Below are 14,747 nucleotides of genomic sequence, written 5' to 3' on the forward strand. Positions count from 1 at the left end.
CGCTCAGCCGCGCAGCAGCGACCTCAGCGATTGGACCGTGTCGGCCTCGCCGGCCGTCTTGTCGGTGCGATAGCCCTTCACCCGCGCGAAGCGCAGGGCGATGCCGCCGGGATACCGCGGTGAGCGCTGCACGCCGTCGATCGCGATCTCGACGACGGTCTCGGGCCGCAGGAAGACGGTGCTCGCCGTGCGGCGGGTCTGGAGCGCGGGGAAGTTCTCGGTCTGCCAGCGCAGCAGCTCGTCAGTGAGACCTTTGAACGTCTTGCCGACCATGACGAATCCGCCCGGCTCGCCGAACTCGCCCTCGGGATCCCGGGCTCCCAGGTGCAGGTTCGACAGCATCCCGGTCCGCCGGCCCGAGCCCCACTCGGCGCCGAGCACGACGAGGTCGTAGGTGAGTACTGGTTTCACCTTCACCCAGGACTTGCCACGGCGCCCGGCCGTGTACGTCGATTCGAGTGCTTTGACCAGCACGCCCTCATGTCCGGCCGCGAGCGCGTCGCGCGAGAGTCGCTCGGCCTCCGCGGCATCGTCGGTGACGACGCCCGGCATCCGCCAGTCGCCGGCGACGCGCTCGAGCTCTGCCAGTCGCACGCTGAGCGGCTCGTCGATGAGGTCGCGGCCGTCGACGTGCAGGATGTCGAAGAACCACGGGCGCAGCGCGATCTCACGTGCGACGTCGGCGCCGAAGCGCGACATCGTCTCCTGGAACGGTCGTGGCCCGCCGTCCTCATCGAGTGACAGCGTCTCGCCGTCGAGGATCACATCGTGCGCAGGAAGTGCGCGCACGATCTCGACCAGCTCCGGCACGCGGTGGGTGACATCGGCGAGGCTGCGGGTGTAGACGCCCACCTCGTCGCCGTGCCGGTGCACCTGGATGCGCGCCCCGTCGAGCTTGTACTCCACCGACGCGCGCCCGGTGATCTCCAGCGCCGCGGTCGGTGTGCCCGCGGTCGAGGCGAGCATCGGCATCACCGGTCGCCCGACGGCATCGAGATCGTCCTCACCGCCGGTCAGCGCGACGACGGCAGTCTCGCCCAGGTCGCCGGAGAGCATCGCCGCGCGCCGCACCGACGCGACCGGCCGCTCCGAGGCGCGGGCGATCGCCTCGTGCAGCACGCCGCTGAGCGCGCCGGTGCGCAGCTCGCCCATCATCGCCCGCGAGAGCAGCTGCCATTCGGCCGCAGTGCACTGTGCGGCGAGCCGCTGCAGCAGGTTCTGCCGCGCAGCGGTCGAGCCGGCCCCCGAAGTCGCGGCAAGGGCATCCAACGACTGATCGACGTCCGCGATCGTGAGTGTCGGAGTCTCGGCGTGTGCGACGTCGAGACCGCCCAGCGTGCGCCAGCCGACACCGATCCGTCCCTGCCGGGGCGCGGCCAGCAGCAACCCGACCAGCGGACGCAGCTCTTCGGGCGACGCGGACGCCAGCAGCCGCGCGAGCACATCGATCTTGGCGAGGCGGGACGACGTGGCGGCGACCTCATCGGTCGCTGCGAGCAGCTCGGAGAGCATCATCCCGGCATCCTCGCATCCACCGCCGACATGACCGGAGGGGGTTGCGCAGGTGTCGCTCGGTACAGGGTCGTCGCCGGCGCGGATCACCGCCCGCGGAACTCGGGCTTGCGCTTCTGCTGGAACGCGGCGAAGCCCTCGCGGTAGTCGTCGGTGTCGCAGAGGGCGGCCTGTGCGGCGTTCTCGATGTCGATCGATTCCCACAGGGCCAGACGCTCATCGCGGATGCGGGCGATCAGGCGCTTGCTGGCGAGGAACGCCGCCGTCGCGCCGCGGGCGGCGGTGCGCGCGGCATCCTCGGTCGCCGGCTGCACCTCGTCGTCGGGGAAGACGCGCGAGAAGAGACCGGATGCCACCGCCTCACCGCCCGACATCAGCCGACCGGTGTAGATGAGGTCGAGGGTCTTGTGCGGGCCGAGGCGCTCCGCGAACAGGGCGTGGCCGCCGGAGTCGAGGGTCGCACCGAGAGCTGCGAACGGCGAGCCGATCTTCGCCGACTCGGCGACGTAGACCACATCGGTGACGATGAGCAGGCCGAGCCCGACACCGAGGCACGCCCCGTGGGCGGCGGCGAAAGTGGGGGCGGGGAACGCCGCCATGCGCTTCAGCAGCGGGGTGACGATGCCGCCGAGGTAGCCGATGACGTCGTCGTCACGCGGGTCGACTCCGGAGATGTCGCGACCGGCGCAGAACGCCCGTCCCTCGCCGCGAAGCACCAGCGCGCGCGCGCCGGCGTCCTCGGCCTCGTCGTACGCGGCGTGCAGCCCGTGCAGGGCCTGCTCATCGAGCGCATTGAGACGTTCCGGCGCGTTCAGCGTGATGTGAGCGACGTCGTCGTCGATGCGGATGTCGATCATGCGCACTCCTTGAAATCTGGTTCCCGTCGAAGGCTCACACGTCGTAGTCCACGACGAGCCGATCACTGGTCGGGTGGGACTGGCAGGTGAGGACGTACCCGCGCTCGATCTCGTCCGGTTCGAGCGCGTAGTTCTCGGTCATCGTCACGCTGCCCTCGAGCACCCGTGCCCGACACGTGCCGCACACCCCTCCAGAGCAGGCGTATGGGGCATCCGGCCGCACGCGCAGCGCGGCATTCAGCACCGATTCATGCGCGTCGACCGGGCTCTGCACGCTCGATGAGACACCGTCGAGGTTGATCTCGATGCGGTACGCCTTCTCGCCCGCCCGCACCTCGACCCGGCGGGGCCCCCGCTCGGCGGCAGCGTCGCCGGTGGTGAACAGCTCGAAGCGCACGTGCTCCTTGGGCACCCCCAGGTCGGCGAGCACCTCGCGGCACAGATCCACGAGTGCGAACGGGCCGCACAGGAACCACTCGTCGACCGTCGACGGCAGGATCAGCGACTCCAGGATGGTGCGCAGCTTCTGCTCGTCGATGCGGCCGGAGAGCAGGGGGGCCGTGCGCTGCTCACGGGAGAGCACGTGGTGCAGCACGAGCCGGGTCGGGTAGCGGTCCTTGAGGTCGGCGAGATCCTCGAGGAACATCACGTCGCTGGTCGACCGGTTCGTGTACAGCAGGGTGAAGCGCGTGGTGTCGGATGCCGTGAGCAGGGTGCGCGCGAGCGCCATCATCGGCGTGATGCCTGAACCGGCAGCGATGCCGACGACGTGCGTGCCCTCCAGCTCGTCGAGGCCCGAGGTGAAGGTGCCCTGCGGGCTCATCACGTCGATCTGGAATCCGGGGGTGAGCTCGGTCTGCGCCCACGTGGAGAACAGCCCGCCCTCGTCGCGCTTGACCGCGACGCTGAGGCTTGTTGCACCATCGCGCACCGGCGCGGGCGGCCGGCACAGCGAGTACGAGCGGCGCACCTCGGTGCCGTCCAGCTGCACGCGCAGGGCGACGTACTGTCCGGGCAGGTACGCGTAGTCGTCGGCGAGATCGGCCGGGACGGCGAAGGTCACCTCGATCGCGTCATCCGTGAGGCGACGCACGTTCGAAACCGTCAGGGCGTGGAACCGCGCGCGATGCCGGTCGGCGACGAGCGGCGGTGCGCTCTCGTCATGCGCAGTGGCGGGTGGCATCCGGAACAGCGGCATCAGATCACCTTGAAGTGGTCGAAGGGCTCGAGGCACGCGCGGCACTCGAACAGCGCCTTGCACGAGGTCGAGCCGAAGCGCGAGACCTCCCGCGTGTCGAGCGAGCCGCACCGCGGGCACTTCACGGACAGGCGCACGGTGAGCGGTCCCTGAACCTGTCGAAGGGCCGCGCGGCCGGACGGTGGTGCGATGCCGTACTCGACGAGCTTTCGCTTGCCGTCCTCGCTCATCCAGTCGGTCGTCCAGGCCGGGGAGAGCACGAGGCGCACCTCGACGTCGCCGAAGCCGTCGGCTGTCAGGGCGAGGATGATGTCGTCGCGGATGGCATCCATCGCCGGGCATCCGGAATAGGTCGGGGTGATGTCGACGGTGACGCGCTCGCCGTCCACTCGCACGTCGCGCAGCACCCCGAGATCGTCGATCGTGAGCACCGGGATCTCCGGGTCGGTGACGGTGGCCGCGACCTCACGCGCGCGGACAGCGCGGGCGCTGATCGTCACCATGTCGCCCCCGGATGCCGTCGAGCGAGCACCTGCATCTCGGCGAGCAGGTGACCGAACGGGGTCGCGTGCGAGCCGCGGCGACCGCCGGCGCGGGATGCCTTCGCGTCGGGCCTCGTGAGGTCGGCTTCGGCGAAGACGGTGTCGATGACGGCGTCGAACCCGGCCCGCAGCGTCGAGGGTCGCACGGCGACGCCCGCGAGCCGATCGATGAGCGGCTCGTCGCGGAACAGCTCATCGACGTACGGCCACATGTCGCCGAGCGCGCGGATCATCTTCTCGCGGGAGAGCTCGGTGCCGCCGGCCAGGCGCAGCACCCACTGCACGGCGTGGTCGCGGTGGTAGTCGACCTCTTTCAGCGACTTCGCGGCGATCGCGGCGAACGTCTCATCGGTCGAGGCGCGCAGCACCGAGTACAGCTCGTACATGTACGCCGACGCGATCAGCTGCCGGGCGATCGTCTGCGCGAAGTCGCCGTTGGGCTGCTCGACCAGCCATGAGCTGCGGAACTCGGGCTCGTCGCGCAAGTACGCCAGGTCGTCCTCGGTGCGACCGTCCCACGAGCCGGCGTAACGCAGCAGCGAGCGCGCATGGCCGAGCAGGTCGAGGGCGATGTTGCCGAGGGCGACGTCCTCCTCGAGTTCGGGGGCGCGCGAGATCCACGCGCCGAGCTGCTGCGAGAGGACCAGCGCGTCGTCGCCGAGCCAGATTGCGTACTCGGCGAGGTCGGCGGACGCCGCCCGCGCGTCGCCGCCGGAGAGCTCGGATGCCAGGTGCAGCTCCTCGACGGACACATGGACGTCGTCGGCGCCGCCCTGAGCTTGTCGGGCGCCGCCCTGAGCTTGTCGGGCGTCGCCCTGAGCTTGTCGGGCGTCGCCCTGAGCTTGTCGAAGGGTCATAGGTGAGGCACCCCCTCGGATGCCGTGTAGTACTTGGCGTGGCGGTAGTTCTTGCCCGCGGAGGTCTCGAAGTAGGCGCCCTTGGCATCTGGATCGCTGGTGGTGATGGCATCCGCCGGGACGACCCAGATCGACACCCCCTCGCCGCGGCGCGTGTAGAGGTCTCGCGCGTTGCGAACGGCCATCTCGGCATCCGGAGCCAGCAGCGACCCGACGTGCACGTGACTCAGGCCTCGGTTGGCGCGCACGAACACCTCCCAGAGGGGCCATTCGCTCTGCTGGCTCATGACGCCATCCCTTCGACAGGTTCAGGGGCCCGGACAGGCTCAGGAGACCACGTTCCGGCCTGCTTGCGGGCGTACTCCGCGGCGGCTTCGCGCACCCACGCGCCCTCGTCGTGTGCCGTGCGGCGGCGCTCGAGGCGTTCGGCGTTGCACGGCCCGTTGCCCTTCAGCACCTCGAAGAACTCGTCCCAGTCGATCTCGCCCATGTCGTACTGCTGGGTAGCGTCGTTCCACCTCAGATCGGGGTCGGGCAGGGTGATCCCGAGGATCTCGGCCTGCGGCACGAGCATTCCGACGAAGCGCTGACGCAGGTCGTCGTTGGAGAAGCGCTTGATCTTCCACTTCATCGACTGCGCGGAGTTCGGCGACTGGTCATCCGGCGGGCCGAACATGGCCAGGCTCGGCCAGTACCACCGGTTCACGGCATCCTGCGCCATCTCGCGCTGCTCGACGGTGCCCTGCATGAGGGTGAGCAGGATCTCGAACCCCTGCCGCTGGTGGAACGACTCCTCCTTGCAGATGCGCACCATCGCGCGTCCGTACGGTCCGTACGACGCGCGGCACAGCGGCACCTGGTTGACGATCGCGGCGCCGTCGACGAGCCAGCCGATCGCCCCCATGTCCGCCCAGGTCGGCGTCGGGTAGTTGAAGATCGACGAGTACTTCGCCCTGCCGTCGATGAGCTGCCGCATCATCTCGTCGCGCGTGATGCCGAGGGTCTGGGCGGCGGAGTAGAGATAGAGTCCGTGGCCGGCTTCGTCCTGCACCTTGGCCATCAGGATGGCCTTGCGCTTGAGACTCGGTGCGCGGGTGATCCAGTTGCCCTCGGGCTGCATGCCGATGATCTCGGAGTGCGCGTGCTGGGAGATCTGCCGGATGAGGGTCTTGCGGTACGCCTCGGGCATCCAGTCGCGCGGCTCGATGCGCTGCTCGTTCGCGACGAGCTCGTCGAAGCGTCGCTCCTCGTCTGAGATGTCGCCGTCGACGAGGGAGAGGTCTGCGGGGCTGGTCATCATCGACTCCATCGGTTTACTGACCGTTCGGTAGGTAATTCTCGCATGCGGGAGTCGGGCGGGCAAGGCGGGTTGTCAGCGAGCGCGGCGCAGCAGGGTGAGCAGCGCCTGTCCGTATGCCTCGGCGGGTTCGGGATGCTCGAAGCGCATCCGCTCACCGGCGATCTCGATCTCGACGACGAACGCGTCGGGCAGCCGCTGCAACGAGCGGAACGTGCCGCGCAGCAGCTCGCGCAGCTGGTCCTCGCGTGGCAACCATACCGCCTCCGACAGCTGCACGGCGTCGAGCGCCCACTCGGTGGTGCCGTTGAAGGCGAGGTCGGTGCCCGACGGCGTGAGGCGCGCCTCGATCGTCATCTCACTGACATTGAAGATGTCGGCTTCGGCCTCGAGCTCGATCTCCTCGGGCAGGTCGAGGGCGAAGCGATCACCGCTGGCCGGATGCCAGACGAGACCGTTCTCGCGCAGGTTCACGGCCAGTTCGCGGCTGATCATGTCTCTACGGTAGGTGACCGGGGGATGCATCGGGACGCGGCGTCGGGAGGCGGGGGTGGTGTCGGCGGTGTGCGGCAGAGTGGATGCCATGGCCTCATCGACCTCGACCGACATCCGTGATGCCGCGCTCGCCGCGCTGCGCGAGCTGGTCGGGCGCCCCGACGCGACGTTCCACGACGGGCAGTACGAGGCCATCGAGGCGCTGGTCGCCGAGCACCGCCGGGCGCTCGTGGTGCAGCGCACCGGGTGGGGCAAGTCGGCGGTGTACTTCGTCGCTACGCTGCTGCTGCGCCGGCAGGGCGCGGGGCCGACCGTGCTCGTCTCGCCGCTGCTGGCGCTGATGCGCGACCAGATCGCGGCGGCCGAGCGAGCCGGTGTGCGGGCCGTAGCGATCAACTCGACCAACGCGCATGAATGGGCCGACGTGATCGCCCGGCTCGACCGCGACGAGGTCGACGTGCTGCTCGTGTCGCCCGAGCGGCTGAACAACCCGGCGTTCCGTGAGAACCAGCTCCCGGCGCTGGTGCGGCGGATCGGCATGCTCGTGGTCGACGAGGCGCACTGCATCAGCGACTGGGGGCACGACTTCCGCCCCGACTACCGGCGCCTGCGCGAGCTGATCGCCGAGATGCCGACCGGGGTGCCGGTGCTTGCCACCACCGCGACGGCGAACAGCCGGGTGGTCGCCGATGTGGCGGAGCAGCTCGGCGGCAGGGGCGGACCGGCGGATGCCGGGGTTCTGACGATCCGTGGACCGTTGGCTCGCGCATCCCTCCGCCTCGGCGTGCTGCAGCTGCCCGGCTCCGCTCAGCGACTGGCCTGGCTGCTCAGCCATCTGAACGATCTGCCCGGCTCGGGCATCATCTACGCGCTCACGGTCTCGGCCGCGGTCGACACTGCCCGGCTGCTGCGCGAGCAGGGGCATGAGGTGCGCGCGTACACCGGGCAGACGGATGCGGAGGAGCGCGAGCAATCCGAGGGGATGCTGAAGCGCAACGAGGTCAAGGCGCTCGTCGCCACCAGCGCGCTGGGCATGGGCTTCGACAAGCCCGACCTCGGCTTCGTCGTCCACCTCGGGGCTCCATCGTCGCCGGTCGCGTATTACCAGCAGGTCGGGCGTGCCGGGCGAGCCAGCGACAGCGCCGATGTGCTGCTGCTGCCCGGTGTGGAGGATCGCGACATCTGGCACTACTTCGCCACCGCGTCGATGCCCGACCGCGAGCGTGCCGAGCGCGTGATCGCGGCGCTGGGCGATCAGCCGCTGTCGACTCCGGCGCTGGAGGCGATCGTCGACATCCGGCGCACGCCGCTGGAGCTGCTGCTGAAGGTGCTCGACGTCGACGGCGCGGTGCGGCGAGTGCAGGGCGGCTGGGTCGCGACTGGTCAGCCGTGGGTGTACGACGCCGAGCGGTACGAGCGCATCGCCGCCGAGCGCCGCGCCGAGCAGCAGCACATGATCGACTATCAGCAGACCGACGGCTGTCGCATGGAGTTCCTGCAGCGCTCGCTCGACGATGACACGGCCACGCCGTGCGGTCGCTGTGACAATTGCGCCGGGCCGTGGTTTCCGACCGAGATCGGTTCGGATGCCGGGGCTGCCGCGTCCGGTGCACTCGACCGCGTCGGCGTGGCGATCGAGGCGCGCCGGCAGTGGCCCACCGGTGGGGACCGCGTCGGTGTTCCGGTGAAGGGGCGCATCCCCGCCGACGAGCAGGCGGGGGAGGGGCGCGCGCTGGCCAGGCTCACCGACCTCGGCTGGGGAGGGACCCTGCGGCAGGTGTTCGCCGCCGGAGCTCCGGATGCGGAGGTCACCCCGCAGCTGCTCGACGCGTGCGTGCGGGTGCTGGCCGGGTGGGGCTGGGAGCGGCGTCCGGTGGCGGTGGTCGCCGTGCCGTCGCGCTCGAAGCCGTTGCTCGTCGACTCGCTGGCCAGGGGGATAGCCGACATCGGGCGACTGCCGTACATCGGGGCGCTCGACTTCGCGAGCGGCGGGCCGAGCGGCGAGCCGGGCGGCAACAGCGTGTTCCGTCTCGCGGGTCTCTGGGAGCGCTTCAGCGCCGACGGCCTCGCGGTGCCGGACGGGCCGGTGCTGCTCGTCGACGACCAGGCCGACAGCCGCTGGACGCTCACGGTCGCTGCCCGCGAGCTGCGCCGGGCCGGGGCGAGCGAGGTGCTGCCGTTCGTGCTGGCGCTGCGCGGCTGAGCCCTCGGTGGTCCGCCGCCATCCGCGAGGCTTCTGTTTCAGCCCGAGACAGCCCTTGCGGAGCACCGTTTCGTGCGGGAAGGCAGGTCTCGTGGAGCTCGGGCCGGGCATCCGGAAAATTCTGTCGAAAAGTTTTCCTGGTCTGGGGATATCGGCCGTGCCAATGTCGGTGGCCCTCGTCACAATGGAAGGTATGAACAGCCCCGCTGTTGCTCTCGCTCAGGTCGCCGCAGGCCTGCGTGATCTGCTGTCCGGCGACGCGCTTGCCGGGCTGTCGGATGCGGAGCGGGCGGAGGCGCTCGCTGGGCTCGGGGAGATCTCGCGGCTGGCGGAGGCGGGCATCGTCGAGACGGTCGCGACGGCGGATGCGGAGTTCGGGCATCGGTTCGGATGCCGGGGCATGAACGGGATGCTGCGCCGGGTGGTGCTCGTGGACGCGTCGGCGGCGGCGCGGGTCATCCGGGCGGCGGAGGCGGTGCAGCGTGAGACGAGTCTGGTGTCGGGGGAGCGGATGCCGGCGCGCTGGCCGGCGCTGCGTGAGGCGCTGCTGGACGGCGCCGTCGGTCTCGCCGGTCTGTTGGCGGCGGTCTGCCCGCTGGAGCAGGCGCGGGATCGCATCACTGTCGAGCAGCGGATGTGGGCGGATGCGAACCTCGCCGCGTTCGCCCGCGGCGACGTGCTCCCCGACGCCGACCACGACCACGACCACGACGGTGACGGTGACGGTGACGGTGATGGTGGGCGGGCGCCGCGGGCGTCGGCGGAGGATCTGAAGCAGTTCGCGGCGACCCTCGCGATCATGCTCGACCCGGACGGGGCGGAGCCGGCGGATCAGCGGGCGCAGGCACGCCGGTCGATCACGATCGGGCGGCTGCGCGACGGTGTGCACCCGATACGCGGCAACCTCACCCCCGAAGTCGCCGCGCAATGGCAGCTTATCGAAGACGCGTACAACAATCCCAAAGTCGGCGGCGCACCCGACACGGGCGTGCACTTCACCCTCGTCGACGACGACCCCTACAGCGACGACGCGTTCAACAGCGATCCGCGCAAGCGGATCGACCCGCGCACCCCCGCCCAGAAACGCCACGACGCCCTCGCCGCCGCCCTCGGCATCGCCGCCCGCCACAGCGAGATGCCCACACTCGGCGGCGCCGCCCCGACCCTGGTCGTGCACGTCGACGCCGCAGATCTGGCGGCAGGCACCGGCTGGGCAACCCTGCCCGGATCCGACACCGCCGTCCCCCTGCACGTCGCCACCCACACCGCCTGCACCGGAGCCATCCAACGCGTACTGTTCGACCAGGGCCGCATCGTCGGGATCACGACCACCGACCGCATCTTCACCGTTCACCAGCGGCGGGCCATCGTCGCCAGAGACCAGGAATGCCTGATCCCCGGATGCCATGTCCCGGCGACCTGGTGCGAGATCCACCACGTCATCGAGCACGCCCGCGGCGGCCCCACCCACACCGACAATGGCGTGCCACTCTGCTGGTGGCATCACCGCTCGCTCGGCCAATCCGGGTGGGAGATCCGCATGAACGCGGGCCTCCCCCAGATCCGCGGACCGGCCTGGTGGGACGCCGAGCAGAAATGGCGCACACCGAGACTGTCCACCCTCCATGCGCGTCGCCGCCGCGACGGCGTGCTGCGGATATGAGCCGACGTCAGTCCTGTTCGGAAGCGCTCCGGCCGACGGTCGACTCCTCGACCGCCGCCAGGATGAACGACTCTTTGCCTGCGTTGTAGTCCGCCCGCTCTGTCACGGTGGCGGCGAGGCGCCGCTTCAGCCGCGCGTAGGCCCGGGCCAGCGTGGGATCGCCGCGCAGAGCGTCGCGGAACGCGAGGTGTTCGCGGGCCCACGCCGAGTCCACCTCGCAGACATGGATGTGGACATCGCGCACCCGCCCGGCCGGCGGCCGGAAGAAGCGGAAGTCGGCGCCGCGCGCCCGCAGCACCATGCCCACGCTCTCGAGCGCGATCGCATACGACGATTCATCCGACAGATCGGGCACCTGCACCTGCATGTCGATGACCGGCTTGGCTGGCAGCCCCGGCACGGCGGTGGAGCCGACGTGGTCGACCCGCACCGGAAGTGGTGAGAGCGCCTCCGTCAGGCGCTCCTCCCACCGCTGGCCGATCGCCAGCCACTCCTTCGACGGTTCGTGGATCTCGACGGCCTCGCCGATCGGCTGGTCGAACCACTCGACATCCGGGTCGCTCATCGTTCGGACTGGCCTTCCACCGTCCACCACGCGACAGCCACAAGACAGAGACCGTCGTCGGTGTCGCGGTAGAACACGTCGCCCGGGTATTCGACGCCCGGGGCCACGCGGTCTTCGGGCAGCGACAGGTTGATGCTCCACTGCGGATTGAGAGCTGCGAACTGTTCCCAGTACTCGGGGGCGAACCTCTCGGGTTCCTCAGCGGATAGTCCTTCCCAGTCCGCGGGGTCTCGAAGCTCGGGATCTGCTCCGTTGCAGACGAAGCCGCTCGCGTCGCCCTGCGCGGCTGCTTCGATCAGCGTCTCTGTGGTCGAGATCGTGGCCGCCCATCCTGTCCCCAGATGAGGCTGTCCATTCCCGCACACCCTGAGAGCGCGATCACCGAGGCAGTCGCAATGGCGGCCGAGACAGCTCTCGTCGTTCGTCTCATGGGCTCACAGTAACGATCCGGTATGCGGCGGCTGTCCCTCATGCGCTTCCCCTCGGTCACCGCCTGGAGCGGATGCTGTCAACTCCTTCGAGAACAGCAGCTCGGCCACCTCGCTTGGCAGGAGAAGCACTCCAGCGTCGCTATATCCGCGTCGCCGGTACAGATGCTGCGAGCGTTCGTCGGATGCGGTTGAGGTGAGCACCGTCGTGTATTGACTCTCAGCCATCTCGCGCTCCCAGACTTCCAGTAGCAGACTGCCCAGTCCGATTCCGCGATGCTCTTTGAGGACGTAGATCATGTTGAGAAAGGGGTGCTCATCCCAGAACAGCGTCCACCGAAGCCAGCCGATCAGCGTTCCGTGATCGTCGAGAACCAGTACACGACCGTCTGTGACAGCATGTGCGATCGCGTCGCCTTCCGGGTGGCGATCGTGCTCGATCAGGAAGGCAAGGTCGCTCTCCTGAGCCATGCGAACGACGGGCATCATGCTCACAGCCTCACACGAACCCGGCGCCGCCGCTCGATCGAGGTCGCGTTCCGGACTGATGGCGACCGCGATTACAGTCGGTGCATGAGGATACGGGCCGTCGCTGTAGTGATCGACGGCGATGAGGTTCTGGTCATCAATCGTCGTAAGCGTGGCGACGAATATTGCGTGCTCCCCGGTGGAGGGGTTGAGGCCGGCGAATCACTCCACCAGGCCTGCCTTCGAGAGCTGTGCGAGGAGACGGGCTTAGAGGGGGAAGTCGTCCGACGCCTGCCCTCCGTCGATGAACTCCTCGAAGCAGAGGCCGTCTACTTTGAAGTCCGCGTTCGCTCGCGCGAACTCCGCCTCGGTGGTCCCGAAGCACAACGGGACCAGCCTCTCAACCGGTACAAGCCGGCCTGGGCCACGGTTTGGTCGCTCAGCGGCTTAGTCCCAGAACACGCCCGCGCGGCCGTGCGCGCCGCGCACGCTGGCCTCTAGCTCCCGGCAACGTCGGCGAACAAGGCGTTGCGACGATCGGCTTGAATTCGCTCACTTCATAGGCCGACGGCAGGCCGCGGAATCCTTGACGACCGGGGCGTCGATGCGTCAGAGCCGCCGCTCGTGTCGTCGTGGCTTCAGCCGGTCCGGGGCATCGGTCGCGGGCGGGAACTCGCACGTGAACCACCCGTCGTATCCGAAGAGGAAGCCGAAGAGTCCGTTCCGCACCTCGAGCGAGATGTGGAAGGCGCCCTCAGCCTCGTCGTAGCGCTCGTGGAGTTCGGCGCGACCCGAGAACAGCATTGGGAACCGGAACGCGATGGGCCCCTCGTAGAAGCGCTGCTCATCCGATCGCAGAACGAGGCCACCGTGCTCGTCGACTTCGAGATGCAGATCGACGGCCAGGTGCTGATGCGTGCCGAGGTAGTCCACGATCGTCCTACGGTCAGGATCGAGCACCATCGTCGCGTCGAACCGCGCCGGCCATCGTCGCGCGCGATACTCGCGAACGAAGGTCACGGTTTCTCGACCGTACGGGTCGAGGTACGGGTAGTTCTCGATGACGAATGGCACGTTCGTGCCGGTATCTGCGACGAGGATGTGACGCAGCCGACCGATCAGCAGAAATGGAACCGTCCACCATGGCCCTCTGCGGATTCGGCTCATGGTCCCGCGCCCGACGCATCCGTAGCCGTTCGCCACCGAGACTCCGAACCGCCGCTGCATCATGGGATGCAGACGTGCGAAGGCTTCGTCTCCGAGCGCTGCCCGGAACATCGGGGTGCCGCTCACGAGAGGCTCACTCTCTGCAGCGTCTGCGGAGCATCAGCCATCGCGCCGTCACGGGGTGGGACGGTGCGACACCGCGACGCGCGGGGTCTGCCCGAACGCCAGAACCACACGACCGACAGCAGGGGCCACCGATCCGGTTCTTCGCCGCGCTCGGCCCAGATGCGCAGCCGGTCGAAGCTCCATGCGGTCATCCAGAGGATCACCGGCCGCATCGCCAGATCGGCGAATCTGCCCCAGCCTGGCTGATAGTCGTATCCGGTGATGAATCGCACGCCCTCGGGCGTCGGTACGTAGCGCCAGTAACCGCGGCCGCTGCGCAACGGCGACAGGCGGTCGTCGGTCGAGAACGCGAGCGCGGACGTGCGGATGCCGTCGTGGCGGGTCTTCTCTCCGAGTGAGACGCCCTCGCCCCGGATCACGTGCAGCGGCAAGGCCCGTTCGTACCGGAACCGCGACCGGCCCGCCGAATCGGAACCGCTCGGCTCGATCCTGCTGAAGCGCAGGTCCCATCGCGGGTGGAGGTCGGGATCCTGCGTCAGCGCCCAGATCGTCTCCACATCGGCTCGGATGAGCACCTCGACATACAACGCCTGCGACCGACGCATACTCGACCCCCGACTGCTGTTCGCCGACACTCTGACACTCGACGCTACACGGGACGTCAGTCGCGGTCGGGCCGGATGCTGCGGAACTCCACCGGGTTACCGCGTGAGCTCTCCGCAAACCGGTCGCACAGCCGCAACGCGGTCATACCCGCGCCGACGACCGAGTAGCTTCGTCACATGCGTCCGCCCTTCATGAACACCAGGGAGCAGCTCGACTCTCTCGACGGTCAGCAGTACCTTGTGCTTCGTCCGACCTCCGATGTGGCTGATTGCTACGTGGAGGAGCAGACCCGGGCCCTGGAACTGCGCGAACTGCCACACCCGCACACCGGCCACGTGACGCTGCGCGGCTTCTACGAGCCGACGCGCCGCGATGATCTGGCTGCGCTTGTGCGCGCCTGGGCTTCCACACAACAGCCGATCGAGATCATCGCCGATGCCGTCGACGTTTTCCCGGAACCTTGGCAGATCGTCATCCTTCGACTAGCCCGTACCCGGGCTCTCGTCACCGCCTACACGTCTCTGACCGAAATCCTGGATGCGACTGACTTTCGCCGACTCGGCGAGCTTTCTGTCGATGAGTGGACCTTTCACATGTCTGTCGTCTACGGCAAGACCTTGGCGAGAGAGGATTGGCAAGCCATCGAGGCCGCGCGAGTTCGTGAGTTCCAGCACTCCGTGAGCGAAGTGGTGTCGGACGTCGAGCTCGTCTCATACGTCGGAGGGAAGGAGCACCGCGAGATCATCCGGCTCGGTCACTGAAG

At 68.9% G+C, this 14,747-nt stretch carries 17 protein-coding genes; 4 read left to right on the forward strand and 13 right to left on the reverse strand.

Annotation, left to right across the window (positions count from 1 at the left end):
* Window positions 1–3 precede the first annotated feature (3 nt).
* From WFG93_RS08515 to WFG93_RS08550, 8 genes are all read right to left on the reverse strand, one after another.
* Entirely contained in the window at window positions 4–1,515 is a 1,512-nt protein-coding gene (locus WFG93_RS08515; protein ID WP_336645904.1) for an ATP-dependent DNA ligase, read from the reverse strand.
* A gap of 83 nt (window positions 1,516–1,598) precedes the next feature.
* A complete protein-coding gene (locus WFG93_RS08520; protein WP_336645905.1) occupies window positions 1,599–2,369 on the reverse strand; it encodes an enoyl-CoA hydratase/isomerase family protein in 771 nt (256 codons plus the stop codon).
* Between the two features lie 34 nt (window positions 2,370–2,403).
* Entirely contained in the window at window positions 2,404–3,567 is a 1,164-nt protein-coding gene (gene paaE / locus WFG93_RS08525; RefSeq protein WP_442928249.1) for a 1,2-phenylacetyl-CoA epoxidase subunit PaaE, read from the reverse strand.
* Entirely contained in the window at window positions 3,567–4,070 is a 504-nt protein-coding gene (gene paaD / locus WFG93_RS08530; RefSeq protein WP_336645906.1) for a 1,2-phenylacetyl-CoA epoxidase subunit PaaD, read from the reverse strand. Before paaD ends, paaE begins: the two co-directional genes overlap by 1 nt.
* A complete protein-coding gene (paaC, locus tag WFG93_RS08535; RefSeq protein ID WP_336645907.1) occupies window positions 4,064–4,966 on the reverse strand; it encodes a 1,2-phenylacetyl-CoA epoxidase subunit PaaC in 903 nt (300 codons plus the stop codon). Before paaC ends, paaD begins: the two co-directional genes overlap by 7 nt.
* Window positions 4,963–5,253 carry a 1,2-phenylacetyl-CoA epoxidase subunit PaaB gene (paaB, locus tag WFG93_RS08540; RefSeq protein WP_336645908.1) on the reverse strand — a complete coding sequence of 97 codons (291 nt, stop codon included), beginning with the start codon at window positions 5,251–5,253 and terminating at the stop codon, window positions 4,963–4,965. Before paaB ends, paaC begins: the two co-directional genes overlap by 4 nt.
* Window positions 5,250–6,263 carry a 1,2-phenylacetyl-CoA epoxidase subunit PaaA gene (gene paaA / locus WFG93_RS08545; protein WP_336645909.1) on the reverse strand — a complete coding sequence of 338 codons (1,014 nt, stop codon included), beginning with the start codon at window positions 6,261–6,263 and terminating at the stop codon, window positions 5,250–5,252. The genes paaB and paaA overlap by 4 nt, the downstream gene beginning before the upstream one ends.
* 75 nt (window positions 6,264–6,338) lie before the next feature.
* Entirely contained in the window at window positions 6,339–6,758 is a 420-nt protein-coding gene (locus WFG93_RS08550) for a pilus assembly protein CpaE (protein WP_336646060.1), read from the reverse strand.
* An 88-nt stretch (window positions 6,759–6,846) separates the two neighbouring features.
* Here WFG93_RS08550 and WFG93_RS08555 point away from each other — a divergent pair, with 88 nt between their 5' ends.
* Together WFG93_RS08555 and WFG93_RS08560 are read left to right on the forward strand one after the other, a co-directional pair.
* Complete coding sequence (locus WFG93_RS08555) at window positions 6,847–8,961, forward strand: DEAD/DEAH box helicase (protein ID WP_336645910.1); 2,115 nt, start codon at window positions 6,847–6,849, stop codon at window positions 8,959–8,961.
* A 193-nt stretch (window positions 8,962–9,154) separates the two neighbouring features.
* Complete coding sequence (locus tag WFG93_RS08560) at window positions 9,155–10,624, forward strand: HNH endonuclease signature motif containing protein (RefSeq protein WP_336645911.1); 1,470 nt, start codon at window positions 9,155–9,157, stop codon at window positions 10,622–10,624.
* Between the two features lie 7 nt (window positions 10,625–10,631).
* Here the strand turns inward: WFG93_RS08560 and WFG93_RS08565 are convergent, their stop codons facing one another.
* The 3 genes from WFG93_RS08565 to WFG93_RS08575 all read right to left on the reverse strand — a co-directional run bounded on the left by WFG93_RS08565 (window position 10,632) and on the right by WFG93_RS08575 (window position 12,106).
* Window positions 10,632–11,189, reverse strand: coding sequence for a GrpB family protein (locus WFG93_RS08565; RefSeq protein WP_336645912.1), 558 nt, complete (start codon window positions 11,187–11,189; stop codon window positions 10,632–10,634).
* A complete protein-coding gene (locus WFG93_RS08570) occupies window positions 11,186–11,554 on the reverse strand; it encodes a hypothetical protein (protein WP_336645913.1) in 369 nt (122 codons plus the stop codon). The genes WFG93_RS08565 and WFG93_RS08570 overlap by 4 nt, the downstream gene beginning before the upstream one ends.
* A 69-nt stretch (window positions 11,555–11,623) precedes the next feature.
* Window positions 11,624–12,106: a GNAT family N-acetyltransferase gene (locus tag WFG93_RS08575; RefSeq protein WP_336645914.1), complete on the reverse strand. Its 483-nt coding sequence runs from the start codon at window positions 12,104–12,106 to the stop codon at window positions 11,624–11,626.
* Between the two features lie 84 nt (window positions 12,107–12,190).
* Here WFG93_RS08575 and WFG93_RS08580 point away from each other — a divergent pair, with 84 nt between their 5' ends.
* Entirely contained in the window at window positions 12,191–12,586 is a 396-nt protein-coding gene (locus tag WFG93_RS08580; RefSeq protein ID WP_336645915.1) for an NUDIX domain-containing protein, read from the forward strand.
* Between the two features lie 108 nt (window positions 12,587–12,694).
* Here the strand turns inward: WFG93_RS08580 and WFG93_RS08585 are convergent, their stop codons facing one another.
* Together WFG93_RS08585 and WFG93_RS08590 are read right to left on the reverse strand one after the other, a co-directional pair.
* Entirely contained in the window at window positions 12,695–13,363 is a 669-nt protein-coding gene (locus WFG93_RS08585; protein ID WP_336646061.1) for a DUF4166 domain-containing protein, read from the reverse strand.
* Between the two features lie 11 nt (window positions 13,364–13,374).
* Entirely contained in the window at window positions 13,375–13,983 is a 609-nt protein-coding gene (locus WFG93_RS08590) for an SRPBCC family protein (protein ID WP_336645916.1), read from the reverse strand.
* 177 nt (window positions 13,984–14,160) lie between these two features.
* On the opposite strand from WFG93_RS08590, the gene WFG93_RS08595 reads away from it, so the two are divergent.
* On the forward strand, window positions 14,161–14,745 hold the full coding sequence (locus tag WFG93_RS08595) for a 2'-5' RNA ligase family protein (protein WP_336645917.1): 585 nt from the start codon (window positions 14,161–14,163) through the stop codon (window positions 14,743–14,745).
* Window positions 14,746–14,747: the final 2 nt, after the last annotated feature.

Source organism: Microbacterium sp. USHLN186, assembly GCF_037145155.1.
Classification (GTDB): domain Bacteria; phylum Actinomycetota; class Actinomycetes; order Actinomycetales; family Microbacteriaceae; genus Microbacterium.